This is a genomic window from Paenibacillus vandeheii (assembly GCF_030433635.1).
Lineage (GTDB): Bacteria > Bacillota > Bacilli > Paenibacillales > Paenibacillaceae > Paenibacillus > Paenibacillus vandeheii.
The window spans coordinates 1-21,048 of the sequence record NZ_JAROCD010000002.1; the positions used below are offsets into that span (position 1 = coordinate 1).

The 21,048-nt window shown below is 47.0% G+C and carries 17 protein-coding genes and 1 pseudogene; 14 read left to right on the forward strand and 4 right to left on the reverse strand.

All coding sequences use genetic code 11. The annotated features are described in order from the left end of the window. The first annotated feature begins 194 nt into the window (after positions 1-194). The 3 genes from P5G61_RS32020 (at position 195) to P5G61_RS32030 (ending at position 1,389) form a co-directional block, all read left to right on the forward strand. Positions 195-374 (forward strand): transposase, encoded by a 180-nt coding sequence (locus P5G61_RS32020; protein ID WP_435874014.1) that lies wholly within the window; start codon positions 195-197, stop codon positions 372-374. Between the two features lie 174 nt (positions 375-548). After that, positions 549-1,013 carry an IS3 family transposase gene (locus tag P5G61_RS32025; protein ID WP_435874015.1) on the forward strand — a complete coding sequence of 155 codons (465 nt, stop codon included), beginning with the start codon at positions 549-551 and terminating at the stop codon, positions 1,011-1,013. A gap of 31 nt (positions 1,014-1,044) precedes the next feature. After that, on the forward strand, positions 1,045-1,389 hold the full coding sequence (locus tag P5G61_RS32030) for an IS3 family transposase (RefSeq protein WP_435874017.1): 345 nt from the start codon (positions 1,045-1,047) through the stop codon (positions 1,387-1,389). Between the two features lie 16 nt (positions 1,390-1,405). Here P5G61_RS32030 and P5G61_RS32035 read toward each other — a convergent pair. Next, positions 1,406-1,625, reverse strand: a pseudogene (locus tag P5G61_RS32035) (IS3 family transposase); the annotation flags it as partial. Positions 1,626-2,113: 488 nt separating this feature from the next. Here P5G61_RS32035 and P5G61_RS02900 point away from each other — a divergent pair. Both P5G61_RS02900 and P5G61_RS02905 read left to right on the forward strand, forming a co-directional pair. Beyond that, on the forward strand, positions 2,114-3,202 hold the full coding sequence (locus P5G61_RS02900; RefSeq protein WP_301244331.1) for a C39 family peptidase: 1,089 nt from the start codon (positions 2,114-2,116) through the stop codon (positions 3,200-3,202). Positions 3,203-3,291: 89 nt separating this feature from the next. Further along, positions 3,292-3,741, forward strand: coding sequence for a hypothetical protein (locus tag P5G61_RS02905; RefSeq protein ID WP_301244333.1), 450 nt, complete (start codon positions 3,292-3,294; stop codon positions 3,739-3,741). A gap of 59 nt (positions 3,742-3,800) precedes the next feature. Here the strand turns inward: P5G61_RS02905 and P5G61_RS31890 are convergent, their stop codons facing one another. The 3 genes from P5G61_RS31890 to P5G61_RS02915 all read right to left on the reverse strand — a co-directional run bounded on the left by P5G61_RS31890 (position 3,801) and on the right by P5G61_RS02915 (position 7,805). Next, entirely contained in the window at positions 3,801-3,917 is a 117-nt protein-coding gene (locus tag P5G61_RS31890; protein WP_363325724.1) for an IS3 family transposase, read from the reverse strand. A gap of 399 nt (positions 3,918-4,316) precedes the next feature. Next, the gene (locus tag P5G61_RS02910) at positions 4,317-7,124 is read right to left on the reverse strand and encodes a chitinase N-terminal domain-containing protein (RefSeq protein ID WP_301244335.1); all 2,808 of its coding nucleotides are present in this window, start codon (positions 7,122-7,124) and stop codon (positions 4,317-4,319) included. A 204-nt stretch (positions 7,125-7,328) separates the two neighbouring features. Further along, positions 7,329-7,805, reverse strand: coding sequence for an RNA polymerase sigma factor (locus tag P5G61_RS02915; protein WP_301244337.1), 477 nt, complete (start codon positions 7,803-7,805; stop codon positions 7,329-7,331). A 206-nt stretch (positions 7,806-8,011) separates the two neighbouring features. Here P5G61_RS02915 and P5G61_RS02920 point away from each other — a divergent pair, with 206 nt between their 5' ends. From P5G61_RS02920 to P5G61_RS02960, 9 genes are all read left to right on the forward strand, one after another. Next, complete coding sequence (locus tag P5G61_RS02920) at positions 8,012-8,725, forward strand: response regulator transcription factor (protein WP_024628875.1); 714 nt, start codon at positions 8,012-8,014, stop codon at positions 8,723-8,725. Next, entirely contained in the window at positions 8,722-10,185 is a 1,464-nt protein-coding gene (locus P5G61_RS02925) for a sensor histidine kinase (protein ID WP_301244344.1), read from the forward strand. The genes P5G61_RS02920 and P5G61_RS02925 overlap by 4 nt, the downstream gene beginning before the upstream one ends. Then, positions 10,182-11,339, forward strand: coding sequence for a hypothetical protein (locus tag P5G61_RS02930; protein WP_301244346.1), 1,158 nt, complete (start codon positions 10,182-10,184; stop codon positions 11,337-11,339). Before P5G61_RS02925 ends, P5G61_RS02930 begins: the two co-directional genes overlap by 4 nt. A 244-nt stretch (positions 11,340-11,583) precedes the next feature. Continuing rightward, on the forward strand, positions 11,584-12,288 hold the full coding sequence (locus P5G61_RS02935) for an ABC transporter ATP-binding protein (protein ID WP_301244348.1): 705 nt from the start codon (positions 11,584-11,586) through the stop codon (positions 12,286-12,288). After that, on the forward strand, positions 12,285-13,655 hold the full coding sequence (locus P5G61_RS02940; RefSeq protein ID WP_301244350.1) for an ABC transporter permease: 1,371 nt from the start codon (positions 12,285-12,287) through the stop codon (positions 13,653-13,655). The genes P5G61_RS02935 and P5G61_RS02940 overlap by 4 nt, the downstream gene beginning before the upstream one ends. A gap of 87 nt (positions 13,656-13,742) precedes the next feature. Further along, positions 13,743-14,834 carry an efflux RND transporter periplasmic adaptor subunit gene (locus P5G61_RS02945; RefSeq protein WP_301244352.1) on the forward strand — a complete coding sequence of 364 codons (1,092 nt, stop codon included), beginning with the start codon at positions 13,743-13,745 and terminating at the stop codon, positions 14,832-14,834. Between the two features lie 555 nt (positions 14,835-15,389). Then, a complete protein-coding gene (locus tag P5G61_RS02950) occupies positions 15,390-17,822 on the forward strand; it encodes a glycoside hydrolase family 6 protein (protein WP_301244354.1) in 2,433 nt (810 codons plus the stop codon). A gap of 489 nt (positions 17,823-18,311) precedes the next feature. Continuing rightward, complete coding sequence (locus P5G61_RS02955; protein ID WP_301244356.1) at positions 18,312-18,455, forward strand: hypothetical protein; 144 nt, start codon at positions 18,312-18,314, stop codon at positions 18,453-18,455. A gap of 93 nt (positions 18,456-18,548) precedes the next feature. Continuing rightward, positions 18,549-20,966: a rhamnogalacturonan lyase gene (locus tag P5G61_RS02960; RefSeq protein WP_435874018.1), complete on the forward strand. Its 2,418-nt coding sequence runs from the start codon at positions 18,549-18,551 to the stop codon at positions 20,964-20,966. Positions 20,967-21,048 lie beyond the last annotated feature (82 nt).

Below are 21,048 nucleotides of genomic sequence, written 5' to 3' on the forward strand. Positions count from 1 at the left end.
CACGAAAATGCTTGGGTTGGAGAACCGCTCACGAATCTTTCACAGAGGAACTGTCGCACTTGGTTTGACAATCTGTCGTACAAAAAAACCGAAGTAAGGTTGCCTGGAAGTGGTATTATCCCCTTTAAGTAGACACTTAAAAAAATCTTCATGTTATCATGAGGATTCAAGTGATACTTGGAGGGGATATTTTTATGGCGAAAAAAGGGCAAACATTTCAGACGTATACCGAAGAATTCAAATTGAATGCAGTTAGATCATATGTCGAAGGTTCTTCAAGTTATAAGGTGGTCGCTGAACGCGAAGGAATTCGAAACTGTTCACAACTGAAGGTGTGGGTGAAAAAGTGGAAAAACGGGGAAGCGTTCGGATGAGCGAAAAAACAATGTCCCGAATCCACTGAAGGGGCGTCTCCGTACTGCCTTTAGCAGTGTGGAAGAAGAACGAGACTATCTTCAAGCACAGGTAGATTATTTAAAAAAGCGGTATCCAAATCTAGTAAAGGAGAAGCACTGAACCAACGGGAGAACTACGATATCATAGATGAATTGCGCTGCTCGCATGGCATTACACGCCTATTATCGATTACAGGAATTCCCCGTTCCAGTTACTACAAATGGCGAGCAACACAGCCGCAGCGAGACGCAAGACAAGACCGTGAGCGTGAGATCAAAGAACACATGATGGCTATTCATCTTGCAAACCGAGAGTTTGGTTATCCTCGCATGACAACGGCGTTGTGGGAGGCTGGTCTGAACGTTAATCACAAGAAAGTATGGCGAATCATGCGGGAACTATCGATACAATCGGTAATTCGTAAGAAGCGGAAGAAGTCCAGCTATACGCCATCTGTGATTTGTTCGAATCGCCTGAAGCGCAAATTTCATGCCACAGCACCCCAGCAAAAAATGGTGACGGATATTACTTATATTTCAGATGGAAACACATTCGTTTACCTGTCTGTGATTCAAGACTTGTTCAACAACGAAATTTGTAGCTTGGCAATTATCTAAACGGAACGATGTTCAGCTCGTATTGGATACGGTGGAACAATGGACACAAAAAAGAGACGTTTCGGAAGCCGTGCTCCATTCGGATCAGGGCTTCCAATACACGTCTCAGGCGTACAACACACGATTAGAAGCATTCGGCGTGAAGGGCAGCCACTCTCGCAAAGCAACCAGCCTGGATAACGCATGCATCGAATCCTTCTTTTCGCATCTCAAGACAGAGAAGCTGTACCTTAACCAGTGTAATTCAGAAGTAGAGATTCGACAAGCCATGGAAGATTACAATTACAACTACCGACGCTTTCAAGCCAAACTCAAACAGGGCGCACCGATTGAATATCGATGCGCCCAGCATAGCTTTTTTCATTTGTCTACTTGACAGGGGTAAGACCAGGTTAAGCGGCGGCTTTTTCCCGAAATTCGACGGGGGAGAGGTCGCCCAGTTTGTTTTGGTAACGCTTTTCGTTGTAAAACAGAATATAATCCGTAAGTAAGCTTCTCGCTTGCTCCACATTCTGAAGTATCTCCAATTACAACGTATAGGTTACTTCGCTGAGAAAGCTCCCAGTGCCACATCTCATTGTTATACAAGTCCATCACGGCGGAAAGATAAGCAGAACCATGCAGTCCAAACATGCATAGTATTGGTTTCCAGCTTCTACTGGGCAGCCATAGTCGAGAATTCTCGGTCCTGTGGGCGACCACCTACTTTTGATAAGAGTCGTGATGGAAAAAAATATTATATTTTTTGGTATAAAAACTACAATTTAGAAACTTTTTGTCGTTAAAATGTGTATATAATTATGTACGAGCCTCATTCGTCTCAGTCAACTAAACTTTAGGTTGGGTGTTAAAATGGGCAAAATTTGAGTGTTGACTGCGGTCAACCAGGTACATCCTGTGCTTTTTATTTTGCTATTGTAGAGCGAACAGCTTAGTAGATACAGGAGAATGATAGTGCTTTATGATACAGCGAAAGATTCGAGCAGCTCACCAAGGAGAGGGGGGCTTTTTCGTCTGAATATGGTTTCTGGTTTATGCCAGTGTTATTTGTAATATGTAGCAACCAATAACGATAACCGATTAAGGAGGCCCATGTACTCATGAGAAAAATATGTTTATCCATTTTTTTAGGTGTACTTCTTATGTTAATGCCGGTAGCAGCTTTTGCAGATAGTCCTTCGGATTCCGCAATTCAAACCAGCACATATCATAAAGCAATGGAAGCGGCTGCTAGCTATGTTGGGATAGTACAAGCTAACACTGAAGATTGGAAAAATACAAAAATAAGCTATGATTTTCCTCTTTTTGATTTTGACGGAAACGTGACTGCATACTTGTTCTCGGTTAAATTAGAAGCTTCCAACAGCGGTTATTTAATCGTAAGTGCAGATAACAATCCTGTTGTATTGGAATCCGCTAGAGAAGGGGATCATCCTTACTTTAAAGCCAACGAAGGCCAGCCGATTTACGTTGGCGCAACAATGTACTACGTCAAATTAAACTCGTCTGAATTTATTGATATTCGGGAAGGCAAAACAATAACGAGCAACGATCTTAAAAGTAAAGGAACATTAAGCGGCAAAGCTTCCGATCAAGGCATTATTCCAGAAACAGATTCAGCTTCAGAGATTTCACCCTTAACGGTACAACCTCAAACCATAATTAGTTATTCTCAAAAACTGATTTCGGGCGTTCCTGATTTCACTTGGTACCTTGGATGCAGCCCAACCGTTTTCTCAAATATCACGAAATATTGGGATAATAACGGGTATCCTAACTTGGTTCAAAGCACTACCACCACCAACACATTAATTGAAGTAATGGCGAACTATATGAGTACGAATAGTGATGGAACAACAGGCTGGGATAATAGAGTTACGGGAATGAAGAAATTTTGGACAGATCGCAATTATAGCGTAAGCGTATCAAGGGTTAGTGCTAACTTTTCTACACATAAAACTGAAATGACGAATAATCGACCGGACGTTATTAATGTTGTAGGTGACGCGACATACGGCAATCACGATATGACAGGTGTAGGATACGAAGAATATCAGGATACGAATCAAAATCTTGCATGGTTCAGATACGTTATCGTACATGATACCTGGAGCAACACTCCAACAGACGTTTACATTTACTTGCCACAACTTTCTTGGAACGAGACGGTAAAGGTTGTACCAAACTAAAAAAGTAGGGGGTAGCCTTCTTGGCTACTTCTTTTGTTTAATGTAACTTTTTAATTGGAATCTTCGTCTTAAAGTTAGGGGGTGACAACATGCTTATTATAAGAAAATCTGCATATATGGTTGTGCTACTTGTACTATTTGCTTCGTTTCTTTCTGGATGTGGCAGTTTAGAAAACGATAAGTCGAAGGAGAAAATTATGCCTCTAACAGACGTATTAAAAAGTGATTTAACCAAAGTAAATAGTATCGATCTACAATTTGACGATGGACACAAGTTGTCGGTCACAGATTCAAAAACCATTCATGATATCGTTTCCCAAATAAAGAACATTAACGTTCAAGAAACAATTAGCAAGGGTGTCGGGTATCTGTATTATTTAGATTTGAATGAAGGGAATAAAACGTATCGATTAAATAGCAATTTAACTTTCGGGGAAAAGACTTACGAAGCCACGGACGATAATGCATATAAATTGAACGAATTTATTCTAAAGTTAGGTAGGGAAAAAATTCCCGGGCTGCTTCCAGGTGTAAAATAAATTCTGAATTTAATATAAGTCAAAGGGCGTTGGTCATAGCCCCGTCAAGTAGACATTTGTTAAGCGGCGGCTTTTTTTCGAAATTCGACGGGGGAGAGGTCGCCCAGTTTGTTTTGGCAACGCTTTTCGTTGTAAAACAGAATATAATCCGTAAGTAAGCTTCTCGCTTGCTCCACATTCTGAAGTATCTCCAATTACAACGTATAGGTTACTTCGCTGAGAAAGCTCCCAGTGCCACATCTCATTGTTATACAAGTCCATCACGGCGGAAAGATAAGCAGAACCATGCAGTCCAAACATGCATAGTATTGGTTTCCAGCTTCTACTGGGCAGCCTTAGTCGAGAATTCTCGGTTTAAGACCGTACCTGCGGTTTGTGGGCAGCAAAAGGACGGTTCTTGGGAATCACCGAAAGAATGTGTGCTTTTAGCTTAAGTAAGCATTTCCTTCCTCTAAACTACTAAAATGTTTCTTAGTCCATAACAAAAATCCCCTCCGTTTTCCAGTGTTGAGTTCATTTTAACATGATCTCTTTTTTTCACTGTCTACCTTGAGGGGATAATGGTTCTGAGTTGCTTAGCTTGCTGCTGGCAGAGATACCGATTTGGTAACCTTAACCGTAATGGTTTCAGTGCTTGTCACACCTGCTGCATTGATCAGCTCGGCGCGATACGTGTACGTTCCATTCGCGTGACCGGATACATCTGTCACGGCGCTTTGTGCATTAGGTGTTACTGCGTTTAGTGTTTTGGTATCAATCAGTTGATCATTCTCATAGAGACGGTATTCTGTTGCATTCGTTCCCCACCACAGATTCATCGTCACTTTGTAGTTACCGTCCCCATCCCAGTTGTCTTGGGAGAGAACAGCTTTGCCAGGGACAGCATTTGCAATTTTTACTGTGAGTACTTCACTGCTCGTTGTACCCTTGGAGTTCGTCAGCTCGGCTACATAGGTATAGGTACCATTAGCTTTGCCAGAAATCGTTGTTTTGGCTGATTGTGCCATCGGGGAAGCATCTGTCAGCTTTTGTGTGTCAATCAGCACGCCATTTTCATACAGCTTATAGCTTGTGCCATTGTTACCCCACCAGAGATTCATGCTGATAGTATACGATCCTTCAGACAGACCGTTGCTATAACCATTGTTGGAGGTAAGCGCAGGTTTACCCGGTGCGCCAACAGCTGGCGTAGAAGGTTCTTCTCCGCCGCCTTCCTCAACTTTTACAAAATCGTTCAAGCTTCTAGGTTTTAGTTGGAATACGTCTTTGAAAATAGCGGCAACACCTGTCACGCTGATTTTATCGCCTGCCGCATAAGGGAAGGTCGTTTGCGTTACACCTGTGCGTGTATCCACACGGACATGCGTGCTAGTTCCGTCCGCTGCAACCGCGTCAAATTCAAAGGAACCTACAGGTGTTGCACTAATGATATTTTGAACAGTTACTTCTTTCAATTGAACGAGTTGACCTTGGTTTGCAGCCGTTACTGCTGGAACCTCAACGGCAGCAGGGATGGAAGCTGTACCTGTTTTCTCAATTGCTACGATATCTGTAAGCTCGAATTCACTGTTGTACAGCGCCGTTGCTGCGGTTACTTTAACCACATCTCCGGCATGGAAGCCGCCAGTACTTTGGAAAACATAAAGGCCGCCAGTTGTGTCTTGAAGATAGAAGGATTGTCCACCAAATGCACCTGGCTCTGTAGTGACTACACCCTCAACCGTAACGGTTGAACCAGCTGCTTTGGCACGTGCATCAGCAATGCTGATCGTTGCCGGGATTGGACCTTCCTCTTCCGGAAGCTGCTCAGCCGGAACATTGCCGACTGTAACTGCATTGGTAATCAGGTTGCTGCCGTTCAGACGCAGACGCAGGCTAGCAGCGCCCGTAGTACCTGATTTAATACGGACATTAAGGTCCTTGATTGCGCGACCTTTGCTGTCGGAAGTAACGCTAAAGTTGGAGCTATAGCCGTACGAAGTCGGCCATGTGCCACTTTCGTTCTGAATCATGGCTACTTGTGTTCCGCCTGTCAGGTAGATCCCTGCACTGTAACCGGAAACCGTTGTGTTGGCAGGCATGTTCTCTACAACTACGCGGATTTGGAAATCCTCCGCATTAGGCAGGGTTTCTTGCTTCACGAAGCTGTAAGAAGCGTTCGCGCTTGAAGCTGGTCCACCATAAGAACCTGCTTTGAACGTGGAACGATCATACCATTTGTAGCCTGCAGCTGGTGCGGCCCAAGGTTCAGCCTGTGGTTCTGTAGTAGCAGCAGGTTGTTCAATTGGAAGCAATGCTGTTGCATTATCCAGTTGAAGTCCGTTCACTTGGGTCAGGCTCGTGTAATTTTCCTGATTAGCAAGCCAGTTGACTGTATTCACCAGCAATTTGCCGTCATCAACTTCTTTGAAGCCGTCATACGTTGTTTTGCGAGCGCCAGTCTCTTCGCGCAGATACTTCGGTGAAGCATCTTCAACCGGAGAGGAGTCTCCGATAAATGCTGCTTTACCGGCACCCAGCTTGGATACGGCTACGTAAGGACCTTCCTCAACGCCGCCGCCGTTGTATACACCTTGGTCAACAGCGTTTGGCCAAGCTTCATTTGTTTTCGGCAGGTATACAATACCTTTTGCCTTTGTTGGATCAGTGATCGCAAGTGTTGACCCTGCGTGCATCGCTACAGCAGATACACCTTCCGTGATGCCAAATGCTTGTCCAGCAGGCACAATGTTAGTGGCGTTAATATCGCCTAATGCGTTGTACCGGAAGCGTACACCGAAATTATCGGACAACCAGTCTGTGCTGGAAACATTTTGCATAGCCTCAGAGTTACGCTCCTCTGTGCTCATGCCTTTGGCTGGATCTTCGAATGCGCCACGACGATAGCCGTTAATCGCTTCGGAACCGTCCCAGCGGTTTTTGTTACGGTCAGCATTGTAGTGATCTCCAATGAAGAAGATGCTGCCGCCTTTTTCTACATACTCTTTCATGGCTGCCTGTTCTGTCGTTTTGAAGGGAACATTGGGTTCAGCGATGACAAACACGTTATATTCTTTCAAATCGTCATAGGTAAAAGGAGTCGTCTTGCGCAGTTCCTTAACATAATATCCATCATTCGCGAGTGCATTACCGAAGTCAGAGAAACCTCCGTCAATGACCCAGTCAGCCGCTCCGGCTGTCTGTGCATGAGTATTGTCGAACAGTACTTTCTTGCCTGCATTTCCGTTAACAACCTTCGCCTGTATGAACGGCGCAGGGTCGGTCGCCCATTCTGCCTGAACCGATGCATCTCCGTTCCATAATCCGATCTGAAGCGGCAATGCCATGGACAATGCCAGAAGTGATTTTACCCATACTCCTCGCATACGTGTCAATTTACCCAACCAAATCCCTCCCAAATAATAGTTACTACATGAGTTCGTCCATATCTTATCACACCAAAATCTCACCTAGTCATAACAATTTGTAAAAACGAACTCGACTTTTGTAAAAATGAGTCCTTTGTCATGCTCGATATAACAAATTTTGATACTTTCTAACATCATATGTTGATTTCACGACATTCCGAGTAATAAAAAAGCCATCTCTTAGGAGATGACTTTGGCCCGAATGCGATTAACAGCATGGAATACCGAGGATTTGATCATGCCTTCACTGCGGTTGACGAGCTGTGCAGTTTCCTTGATGCTGTACCCGTGAACCACGCGTAATTCAAGAATTTTGCGATGCTCTGTATTGTTGATGATTGATACAAGGTCGTTAACGCCTTCGGAGATTTCCAACTCGGATGCATCACAGTGATAGGTTTGCATCTCCAACTTACTGTCTCGCTTCAGTGTACGGGTTCGCTTGCGGAATGTATCCATAGCGAGGTTGCGGGCAATTCTTTTGAGATAGTAGAGAAGGCGTTCTTCCGGAATGTCTGCCGTTACATTCATCATTCGAATGAAGCACTCCTGCGTGAGATCCTCCGCATCCTGTTGATTTTTGACGATCTGAGATAGATAACGTGTCACTTCTGATTTATAGTTTACATAAGCATCATGAATGGCTGTTTTGTTCACGTGATGTTTTCCCCTTTGGATACCGATCTGGCCTTTTCCGGTCTGGTTTGTTCTCAATGTTCCAAGTATATCGGGATGATGTTTCCAAAGACGCCAGACTTGTATCCGAGTTGTAACATTTCCCGTGAACCTCTGTTCAATCCTGGAGCAGAGATACAAAATATAAGGCAGATGAAATTCATAGAGCAGGGAGATTAAGATTCATCATGAGACCGAAACAGATTTTGATTATTGAGGACGAAGAGTCCATTCGTGACATCCTATCCTATTCTTTGCGCAAGGAAGGATTTGAGATGACAGAAGCGGCAACTGGAAGAGAGGGACTGGATTTGCTCAGGGAGTCCAGACCAGATTTGATCCTGCTCGACCTGATGCTGCCGGACATGAGCGGGTTCGATGTATGCAGACAGCTTTCCGTGAATTCAAAGATTCCCGTGATTATGATTACGGCGAAGTCCGATATGCTGGACAAGGTGCTGGGCATGGAGCTGGGGGCGGACGATTATATTACCAAGCCATTCGACATTCGTGAGGTGGTTGTACGCATTCGGGCCATTTTCCGCCGGATTGATCTAATCAGCGAGACGCTGGAGAATCAGTCCTATGAAGTGGTACGGCTTGGCAGACACATTGAAATTCGCAAGGATGAGCGTGAAGTCTGGAAGGATGGGGAACGCGCCGGACTGACCAATAAGGAGTATGATTTACTGCTGTATCTGGTCAACCATCACCGGAAGGTACATACGAGGTCTGAATTGTTGGATAAAGTGTGGGGATTTGATTTTCCCGGAGATACCCGGACGGTAGACATCCATATTCAGCGCATCCGCAAGAAGCTGGATAGCGGGGAGCAGGGGATTTCACTTATTGAGACGGTCTTCGGCGTGGGGTACAAACTGAATATTCAGGTGCATACATGAAGTGGACGATTCAGTTCAAAATGGTCGTTCTTTTCTCGGTCATCGTATTTATCGGTTTTTCGGCCTTGCTCATTATTTCGAATAAAGTGGGTGAGGAGAACATGTACAGGGAAGTGCAGGAGGACATGGTACAATCCAAAAAAAATCTGGATATCGCGCTCAATCAATACTTCCTGATTCATAACAAACGGATTAGTGAGGACTCCCTGGGAACAGGGAATCGGGACCTCGCAGAACAGATCGGATCCGCTGTAGGTGGCAAGGTTATAGTCTATCGATCTGATGCAACCCCGTTTAGTACCGTGGGTGCTGAGGCGAAGCCGGGTGCTGCCAAAACCTCTGACCTACAGGCTGCCATGAAGTCAAAGATTGCTTATACAACCGTGGTGGATAAGGGCAGAGTAACAGGGGATCTGTCTTTCCCTGTGCTGTCGGAGGGGAGCATTCTTGGCATCATCCAGCTGGAAAGGGATTATACGGATCTGTTCAAACGGCATCTGCGTTTTCAGAACACTATCAAGGGCTTTGCAGCCGTCATTTTTGTCTTTGTTTTCATTGGCTCTGTCTTTATATCACGCCAAATTACGAAGCCCATTCGTGTGCTGACGAAACGTTCAGCCGAAGTTGCACAAGGCAGCCTGAATGCAGACATCCACATCTCAACGAAGGATGAGATTGGAGAGCTGGCTTCCAGCTTTACGATCATGATTGATCGGGTAAGGGAGCAGATTGATGTGATTGAGAGAGAACGGGATGAGGTCAAGCATTTGCAGGCACGCAACAAGGTTTTTTTTGACAATGTGACCCATGAATTAAAGACACCGCTGACTACGATACTCGGGTATGCCCAGATTTTACGGGATAATGGCTTTACGGATCAGGCATTCTTCGAGAAAGGGTTAAAATATATTATCAATGAGAGCCAGCGCCTCAACGTCATGGTTGCCGATATCCTGGAAGTGACCGTATCGTCCACACCGATTCAGACCTATCGCTTTGAGCGGGTGAATGTATCGAATATTATTCGGGAAGCTTGCGAAGACATGTCCATTAAGGCGGGCAAGTACAATATCGGCATTCGTTATGAGCTGGAAGAAACGCTGTATGTTCAGGGGGATTGGAACAAGCTCAAAGAAGTCTTCCTGAATGTACTGGATAACTCCGTCAAATACGGGAATGTGAATTCCATCATTCAAGTCCAATCGTTTCGACTGGGGGATTCGGTAGCCATACTGATTCGCGATGAAGGAGAAGGCATCCCGGAGGAAGCTTTGAAGCATGTATTTGAACCCTTTTACCGGGATAACGGGATGAACAGGACAGAGAAGGGAAGCGCTGGACTGGGCTTGTCCATTGTGAAAAACACGGTAGAGCAGCATGGGGGAACAGTGGAAATGAAGAGTATATTGAACAAGGGAACCCAGGTGAATATCAGTCTGCCTGGGGAATGGGACGTATGAAGAAACGAGGATTTTGGAGCAGACATCGCGATATGCTTATGTTATCCGGTTTGCTGATTGTATTTGTCGGAGGCATCTTTGGAATTGGCAGTCTCTTCAGTATTGGGCATGCGAAGCCGAGAACCGTTATTCTGCCGGATAAACAGTTCAACAGTCGCTTGACCCCACCGCCGAGCAGCACAATTCAGATTGAGTCGGCTACCAAGCTGCCCAATGATTTTGCCATCTATGATTTTGAGGTAGCTGATCCCAACACGGTGATATTGAATCGGCCGGATCGTTCCTATACCGGGATCAAGCTGTCACAGCTGCATATGGATGATAATCGGTTGAAAGACATTGCTACGAATACAGAGTATGGCATTACTCTGAGTCCGGATCAGAGCAAGCTGATCTATTCGCAGTATCGATCGACTCAGGCGCAGAAGACAACCTATAAATATGATTTGAAAACTGGAGAACATCACAAGTTGAAGAATGACAACTCCTATTCACGCATCTTTGTAGGCGATGAATCCTACATCGGATATGATGACCTGGTATTCAACATGGTGGATCTGAATACAGGAAAGAAACGCGAATTGTACAGTTATGATGAGTTAGTTGCCATGGTTGCACAGAAAAGCAACATTTCAAGTCAGGATGATACCCTAATCATGCTGGATTCGTATGAGATCAGTCGGGATCTGACCAAGGTGTATGTGCTGGTCAAACTGAAAGAAAATTACGCAGTTTATAGCTTCTCTCTTAACGACAAAAATGATATTACCGCATACCCCTCTGCCCAGGATATACAGCAATTCAAAGTATTGAAGAATGGGGATATGCTGATTCAAGGTATGATGAATAACGAACAGGGATTGTACAGGTACCGAGCGGATACCAAGAAGTTTGAGCTGCTGGTCAAAGGGCCCATCTGGAGCTTCGATCTGGATGAAGAGGAGTCTCGCATTGCTTATTTTCTGACACTTGAAGGACAGAAGAATGAGGTTCACATTGCCTATCTGAATGATCGCAAACTGGGGTCCGATACGATTATCTACCGGAATATCGATTACTTTATCAAATTGAAATGGAATGACAGTAATCTCTTTGTTGTTGGGAGCTCCATGGAAAAAAGCGAGTTATACCGATTTAGCTTCCGAGCGTGGTAAAGATGTGAATATGGAACGCTCAGACATAAGAGCCCTATGGAATGAAGTCGCTACGCAAGGACTCAACCTATAGGGCCTTTTTGTGATTCGAGTATTTTGCATAAATCCAAAGAGGGCATTTCAATCGCATCTCGATCCAATGGTGTAAAGGATGATTTTACAAATTGGATACAAGTCCAGATTGGACCGATACATCTGATGGCTATAATTACCTCTATTACATCGATGAGAGGAAGCCGGATTCATGCTGCGAGTAGAACAGGTGTCACACACGTTCCGCAATGCACAAGGGATCGTTCCCGTATTGCAGGACATTAACATATCCGTGGGCAAGGGCGAGATGGTTGCACTGCTGGGAAGCTCCGGTTCAGGCAAATCGACGTTACTGCACTTAATGGCAGGTCTGATGAAGCCGGACACTGGCAAGATCCTCATTGCGGATCAGGATATTGTGCGTATGAGTGAGAACCGGTTGGCTGAATTCCGCCGGACACATATTGGCTTTATTTTTCAGGCGTATGAGTTGCTGGCGAACCTGACGATTCGGGAAAATGTGGAGCTGCCGCTCGTATTTCAGGGCATTCGCCCATCACGACGTAAACAAAAGGCGATGCACCTGCTGGAACAGGTAGGCCTTGTCGGCAAGTCCGAATTATTCCCTTCCCAGCTATCGGGAGGACAGCAGCAGCGCGTCAGCATTGCACGTTCACTTATTACGGAGCCGTCCGTCATATTTGCAGACGAGCCTACCGGGAATTTGGATACGCGCACGGAGGAAGAGATCATTTCCATTTTGCAACAGCTGAATTGGGAGATGGATACGACATTTGTCATTGTTACGCATGAGGCGGAAGTGGCGGAGCAAATGCAGGTTGTCATTACATTGCAGGACGGATGCTTGGTGAAGAGTGGCCAGTCCAAGGCAGTAGAGCAAGGAGAGCGGTTGTGAGAATTCTGGATGTGTTGCGAATGTCATGGGGACAGATTGTACGCAGGAAGGTGGTTACCTTACTGTGCATGATTGGTCTGTCCATCGGATGTGCTGCCATGATTATCGCATTAAGTGTGGGGCAGTCGGTACAGGTCTATGGTGAGAAAACGTTAAACGAGAATTACAAAATGGATGAGATTACAGTATCTCCGAATGAAGGCATCAACTCGGGTGGGAGCGGGAGCAGTGGGCAAACGTCTACCTTTGAACGCGGAGCGCTAACGGCTCGGAAAATCGATATTATCGCCAGCCTTCCGCATGTCGTCGCCGTTGCTCCGATGCTGAAGCTGGATATGTTGGAGATGGCAACGCTGGATGGCAAGAGCTCCAATGTGGAAGTCATCGGTACAGAGCTTGGGTCATTAAGCCGTTTTGGCTACCGTTTTGACAAAGGGGGTGCATCGGGAATTAGCGGAGCCGCTATTGCGAATTACGGTGCAACCTTCGGACTTGTGGACGCCGAGGTCATACGTGAACTGAATGCCAAGCTCATGGAAGACTCGTTTAATGACGAGTTTCTACAGCAATACATGGCGTTGATGTCTACTCAAACCGAGCTATTTCAGGCACAGTTTAATCTTAAATATCAGGACATGAATGATGCGTCCAAAGTCAAAACAAGCTCGCCTTTGCGAGTGACAGGTGTGCTGAAAGTTCCTGGCGGCATGAGTGAGAATAATGCCATGTATGACAAAAAGGTCTATGTTTCCCTCGAAACCGCCCGGATGCTCGCCGAACAGTTCCAGAGCAGTCAGGCACAGGCCGCGGCAGCAGGACGATTGAACTCGGCGCTCGTAAAGGTGGAGGACAAGAAGTATGTGGCACAGGTGCAGGAGCAGATTCAGAAGCTGACACTGATGACAGACAGCAACCTGTATCAGGAGCAGGCGATGAAGGAGCAGCTCGGCATGTACCAGAAGGCCGCTATGGGCATTGGAATATTCGTCATGCTGCTGGCTTCGCTGTCCATTATTGTTGCGATGATCATGTCCACGCATCAACGACGCAAACAGATCGGTGTCATGAAGGTGCTGGGAGCCAATCTGTGGCAGATCCGGCAGATGTTCATTACAGAGGCCGCTGTACTTGGGGTATTGGGCGGGATTGTCGGTGTCTTCATCGCTTATGGAGCCATCCAGGGGGTAAACGGACTGCTCCAAGGGCAAATCTCGATGGAGGCAAGCACACCTCTCCAAGTGGTCATTCAGACGTCAGCTCTGCCTGCTGGAATAGCGTTTGCGGTATTAACCGGAGTGCTCTCGGGAATCTATCCGGCGATTAGTGCCTCGCGTACGAATGCGTTACAGGTGATCAAATCGGCATAAATGAAGCAGAGAGATACAGAGAATGCAAAGTTTAAAGATTGAACAGACAGAATCAGCAGACAGATTCAATGAAGGGACATAACGGCAATGAAGAATTCGGCAATAAGCAAATGGATAAAGAGAATCATCATGATCGGACTGCTCGCGGGTGCTGGATATTTCCTATACCAACAATATAAACCGGTACCCGAAGCGCCCATTGAGGCACCGCAGCCCATCACATTTGAAGTCACTCAGGAGACGGTCACGCAGGAAATTCAGGTCAAAGGCAAATCGGTTTATGCCAAGCAGACAGATGTTTACGCTCCTTTTGCCTCGAAAATAAAGCAGTGGAATGTGGAGAATGGCGAGCCCATTCGTAAGGGAGCCGTTATGTTCTCGCTTGATTCGAAAGCATTACAGACAGAAGTGCAGCAGTTGGAGACCGATATTGAGAAATCGAGGCTGGAAGCACAATTAAATGAGATTGGTCTTAATCAGGGAAACGGTTCCGAGCCATTAGGGGTCACCGAAGAAGAGCGGAAGAAAGCCTTCGCCGAGCGGGAGACCAAACGACTGACCAACGAAATGAACAAGGAATCCATCGCTGTGAAGGAGCAGGAGGTTCAGGCAAAGAAGGCGGTTATCGGTTTATCCACCGTGTATGCGCCGGTATCCGGCGTGTTTCTGATGAATGATACGGAGACCAAGACACGTATGATGAGCGAAGGTCAGTATGTGGGTACCATTGTAGATACGGGCAAACTGCAATTTGTGGCGACCATTAGTGAGCAGGACATTTTCAAAATTCAAACTGGTATGCCTGTAAGCGTACATATGACGGGCAATAAGGAGGTTGCGTTAACCGGAAAGGTCAGGAAAATCTCCAAGTTTGCCAAAAAGGGAACGGAAACAGATCTCAAGCAGCCTTCCCAATTCGATATTGTCATTGATCTGAAGCCAAACGCCAAGTTGATCGGTGGATTAAGTCTGGAGGGCAAGATTGAAACGCTGCGTAAGGAGAAAGCGACGGTGGTTCCCACGCTGGCGGTCATGCGTGATCAGGATACGGCATATGTAATGCTGGATCAAGGCAACGGGCAGTATGCACAGCAGACGATTCAAACAGGCATCGAGACGGATGACAAGACGGAAGTACTGAACGGTTTGAAACCGGGGGATATTGTAGTGCTTCCATAAAAAGAGAGCATGAAAATATACGATGTGAATTAGCTCATTACGGGGGATAAGTCCGTGATGAGCCTTTCTTATGGCTTGGGCAGGCACATCTCAAAATTCCTGCCTGATTTATGGAATTAATTATAATAATATTTAATAAATTCAATTTACAGTAATATTTACATAGAGTATAATCAGATTCATAAGGAGGTGGACACGCGATGTGAGGTTTGTATCGAGGGTAGCCTTTTTTTAAAACCTCTAAAAGTAAGCGCTTACTAAATTGAAGTCTGAGTATGCATTGAAAGTCGTTCACCGAAGATCACCCGCACACACCTACAGATGTTATCCCCCTTGATTTATCACTTAACCCCAGTGTAAGACACAATCTCTGTTTCTAGTTACAGTTCAGGCTCTATTGTTGTTGACCTACGCTTGTCCCAATTTGACTGCATTCATGGAGGTGAAGTTCCAACAGCTCATCATTATGTTCTCTACCGTGCATAGCATCTTGCCGACACAGAGGATCAGACATGAGTATATACCCAATCCAACCACAGGAAAGGTGGAACCCTAATGACAAAATCGAAAACCTTATCGAGAGGCGGAAAAATCCTTCGCAGAAGTGTGAAACAAATGCTGGCAGCAACGCTGCTCGCAGCGGGCATTTTCCCAGGCATGGCTCCAGGAGTGAGTCAGGCGGCTGAAGCACATGTGGATAATCCGTTTGTCGGAGCTACGGCGTATTTAAACCAGGATTATTCCGCTCTCGTGGATACGTCCATTGCTCTCACCAGTGATGCGTCGTTAAAAGCCAAGATGGAAACGGTCAAATCCTATCCAACGGCAGTTTGGATCGACCGTATTGCCGCCATTCATGGTGGAACAGACAATGCTGGACGCAAAAGTGTGGAGCAGCATCTGGATGCCGCTTTGGCACAAAAGAAAGCAGGCACTCCGATTACCGCTTCATTCGTAATCTACAACCTGCCGGGCCGGGATTGTCATGCTCTTGCGTCCAATGGTGAACTTCCACTAACACAGGCGGCGCTGCAGACGTATAAAAATGATTATATCAATGTAATCGCCGATATTTTTGCAGAACCTAAATATCAGGACATTCGCATCATTGCCATCATTGAGCCGGACAGTCTTCCCAATCTGGTAACCAACCTCAGTACACCAGCCTGTGCCCAGGCGAGTTCAACAGGCATCTACGAAGCTGGCGTGAAATATGCTTTGGAAAAGCTGCATGCCGTTCCGAATGTGTACAACTACCTGGATATTGGTCACTCCGGCTGGCTTGGTTGGGATAACAACCGTACAGGTGCAATCTCGCTCTATACTAGCGTTGTCCAAGGAACAACGGCAGGTCTAAGCAGCGCAGACGGATTCATCACGAACACAGCGAATAGCACACCCCTGAGCGAACCGAATTTGACCAACCCGGATCTGAACATCGGCGGACAACCGATCAAGTCCTCCAAGTTTTATGAGTGGAATCCGTACTTTGACGAAACCGATTTCACTGCTGCACTGTATAGCGGATTTGTACAAGCAGGTTGGCCGGCCAGCACAGGCTTCCTGATTGATACCAGCCGCAATGGGTGGGGCGGGGTTAACCGTCCAACGTCTGCCACAGGCAGTGATATTAACACGTACGTGAACTCCGGGCGTGTGGATAAGCGGGATCACCGGGGGAACTGGTGTAACAACAGCGGAGCAGGCATAGGTGAAGCACCAAAAGCAGCACCAGGACCAGCCCATCTGGATGCCTATGTATGGGTCAAACCTCCAGGGGAATCTGATGGCTCCAGCTCGGAAATTCCGAATAACGAAGGAAAAGGCTTCGACCGGATGTGTGATCCAACATTCACGACACGTGATGGTGTATTGACCGGTGCACTGCCTAACGCACCGGTGTCGGGTCACTGGTTCCATGATCAATTCGTTATGCTGGTGCAAAACTCATTCCCTGTTCTTCCCGACAGCAATGGTGGAGGGGGTGGAACGACAGCTCCAGCAGCTCCGGCAACACTGTCTGCGACAGTGGGCAACGCACAGGTTTCCCTGAGCTGGACCGCCTCCACAGGTGCGACCAGTTATAACGTGAAGCGGGCGTTGAGTGCATCGGGTCCATTCACGACGGTTGCTGCGGGCGTGACCGGAACATCGTATGCCAACACAGGTCTGATCAACGGTACAACCTACTATTATGTGGTTAGTGCCGTAAATGCCGCAGGTGAGAGTGCCAATTCGGCTGTAAAAAGTGCTGTACCCGTTGCAGGTGTGACTGCTCCTGCTGCGCCAACAGCGCTGACGGCTACGGCTGGCAATGCGCAAATTAGCTTGTCCTGGGCGGCTTCTGCAGGAGCGACAAGTTATAACGTGAAACGGGCGTTGAGTGCATCGGGTCCATTCACGACGGTTGCTGCGGGCGTGAGCGGCATATCCTACACCAATACAGGTCTGACCAATGGAACGACCTATCATTATGTGGTTAGTGCAGTGAACGCTGCTGGGGAAAGTGCCAATTCTGCCGCAGCTTCCGCAACACCACAAAGTGTAGTCGTTCCGACCAGTGACCTGGTTCTGCAATATCGTGCAGGAGATACGAACGCAGCAGATAATCAGATCAAGCCATTCTTTAACATCAAAAACGTAGGCAACACGGCTGTAAACCTGAGTGATCTGAAAATCCGTTATTACTTCTCCAAAGAAGGCACCGCAGCGATGGACTCTGCGATCGACTGGGCACAGGTGGGCGGTGCTAACATCCAGCGCACGTTCACCGATTCCTATGTGGAGCTCAGCTTTACTGCTGGAGCAGGTTCGATTCAGGCAGGTGCACAATCCGGGGATATCCAGCTTCGTATGTACAAAACGGACTGGAGCAATTTTGATGAATCCAATGATTATTCCTACGATCCAACCAAAACATCCTATCAGGACTGGAACAAGGTAACTCTTTATAAAGGTGGCACTCTGGTCTGGGGCATTGAGCCTTAATAGGAATGTAATACAGTTGGTTCGGTTGTGAAAAATGAAGTTCACTGATGAAGCGTTTAAGAGCCGCTTGAAGATCCGAAATTAGGGATGTGTGAACGGACGTATGAAGCAGGGCTGTCCTCTGATCATGGAAATGATCTGGCGACAGCCCTCTTTCTTTTCTAACGAACAGAGTAGACGCTATATTGGTGATATGGTGCAGTTGGAAATTCTAACGAATCCTAGACACGCTATTCAGTAAATTGGGGTGGATTTAGCCCCGCTTAGACCCGTTTTGGTCCGAATAAGGTTACTGAGGTTCTTTAGGATTCGTTGTTGGAGTTTTACGCCCCAATAGGGTGTGTGAGATTCGTTAGAAAAGAATTGGCGGTGAGCCTGAATCTTCCTTCGGACAGGTTCGTTCGTCGGTTTGAATCCCTAAATTTTTTCTGAACAACACTGAATATTGATCGTTTTGGACGGATATTTGCCTATGTCGCAGGAGGTAGGATGTCTATAATAATACCCGATGGGCAGGATGAAACTGCTCTGATGGAGAGGCAATGGAAGGGGGATGGAATCGAAGAAGTCCGAGAAGTCTGTTCAAGCAGATTATTCTCTATTATTTTTGTAAGCGCATTCAGTGAAATGTGAAGGATATGAACGTCTGTAGGATTGAAGGATGCCGCAACGATCCAGACACAACCACAAGCATCACCCATTCTGTCTCAAGGAGAGTGAAGGTCGATGAAATCCAAAACAACAGCGCCGATACATAAAGGATCGGTTTCAGGTATGCACTCCAATCGTAAAAAGGTACGTTTGCCACTTGCAGCCAAAATGCTGTCTTCGGCACTAAGCGTTGCTTTGCTCGTTGCGGGAACAGCGGGTGCGAGCGGAGCGGCAGCTTCCAATGAGAACAGCGCGGCTGAAGCCAGCCTGCAGTCACATAAGGGAGGTGGTTCTTTGAAAGACATTCAGCTTGAATATTTGGATCGCGGTCTGGTCGCGGCGTCTACTTCAGAGGGGGTTTTTCTCAGTTGGAGATTGCTTGGTGATGAGGCCACAGGGTATAGCGATAAAGGTCTGACAGGTACAGATTTTAACGTATATCGTGATGGCAAAAAGATTGCTACGGTCACCGACAGCACCAACTATGCTGATGCCGCAGGCAAATCGTCGTCCCGTTATGAAGTGGCAGCGGTAAGCCAGAAGGGCAAGGAGAGCAAACGCAGTGCATCCGTCAAACCTTGGGCGAACGGCTACGTTGATATTCCTTTGCAAAAACCGGCTGATGGCGTGACGCCAGTAGGAGAAGCCTACTCGTATTCTGCGAATGATATGAGTGTGGGCGATGTGAACGGGGACGGACAGTATGAGTTTTTTGTAAAATGGGACCCTTCTAACGCCAAGGATGTCTCTCAAAAAGGCTACACCGGTAAAACTTACGTGGATTGTTACACGCTGGACGGACAATTGTTGTACCGAATCGATCTCGGGGTAAACATCCGTTCGGGTGCTCATTATACACAGATGCTCGTTTATGATTTTGACGGGGATGGCAAGGCTGAGATGATGTTCAAGACCGCTCCGGGCACCAAGATAATCCAATATAACAAAAAAGGAAAAGTGACGTCCGAGAAGTACATCACCCTTCCGAAGCAGGATCGTAAGGCTGGTTACTCTAATGAAGATGATTACCGTTTAAGTGCAGATGGCTATTATGATCATGTTGTGGATATGTTCAAGAACTGGCATAAACATGAAGAGGTCGTGAAGGGCAACTGGCCTGCTACGCTGGAGGAAGCTTTTGGGATGGAGAAAAAGTATAGTTATCCATTGTCTCAGAAGGATGCTGAGAGCTTGGCCGATTACTTCATCGATGTGTATGCACCAAGCCGCAGTGGCAAGAATGAGCTGCGCAAGTTCGAAGGCTTCATCGTAGATGGGCCTGAGTATGTAACGGTGTTCGAAGGAGGGTCAGGCAAAGAGCTGGAGACCATTCCGTATGAGCCGGGACGGCAGGATGATGGATTGATGTGGGGCGATTACGCGATGGCGCGTATTGAACCGGCGAACCGGGTAGATCGTTTCCTGGCAGGGGTGGCATATCTGGATGGGAAGAAACCGTCTGCAATCTTTGCACGCGGGTACTACACACGTTCCACCATGGTCGCCTACAACTGGGATGGCAAAAAGCTCAAACGTGAATGGAAGGTAGACAGTGGTTGGACACCGATGAAGAACCCGTTCAATGACGGTCCACATGGGGTGGATGGTACAGATCCGGTGTATGGCTCGATTACAACGCAAGGCGCGCACTATTTCAGTGTCGCTGATGTGGACGGAGATGGCAAACAGGAGATTGTATACGGCTCGGCCACGATTGATCATGATGGCAGTGTGCTGTACAGCTCCAAGGATCTGATGCCTGCGGAGAGTGCTGCTCCGGGAACGATTGCACGTCTGGGCCATGGGGATGCGCTTCATGTAGCGGATATTGATCCGGATCGTCCGGGACTGGAGATCTTTATGGTGCATGAGGGTGGTCCTTGGGCGCCGTACGGATATTCCCTGCGGGATGCGAAGACTGGTGAAGTCATCTATGGCGGCTATACAGGCAAAGATACCGGACGCGGTATGATTGGTGATGTGGACCCGACCCGCCGTGGGCTGGAGACATGGGCCGTGGGATTGTGGACAGCCAGCGGTGAGAAAATAAGTGATAAAGCCCCTGGGACCAATATGAATATTCGCTGGGCAGGCGATATGACAACTCAGATCGTGGACGGTGCCATCGATGTCACACCTACGATTAAGGATTGGAATCGGGGCACGCTGCTGACCGCAACCGGAACGTTGACCAACAATTATACCAAGGGTACGCCATCTCTCGTAGCGGATATCTTTGGGGATTGGCGGGAAGAGATGCTGGTCAGAACCGAAGACAGCTCGGCGATCCGCATCTATCTGAGCACCGAGAAGACAGATCGCAAACTGTACACGCTGATGCATGACGCGATGTATCGTGTCGGCATTGCCGGACAGAACAGTGGATACAATCAACCGTCTTACCCATCCTTCTACATGGCATCGGATATCGACTGGTCGAAGGTTACACTACCCAAGTTCCACACGCCCAAGTCGGGTAAGGGTGGAAAGTGAGAAGTAAGAGATGATAGATGATAGATGATAAGTGATAAGTGGCCCAAAACGTAGATGATATGATCCTCTGAAGGTTGGGCTT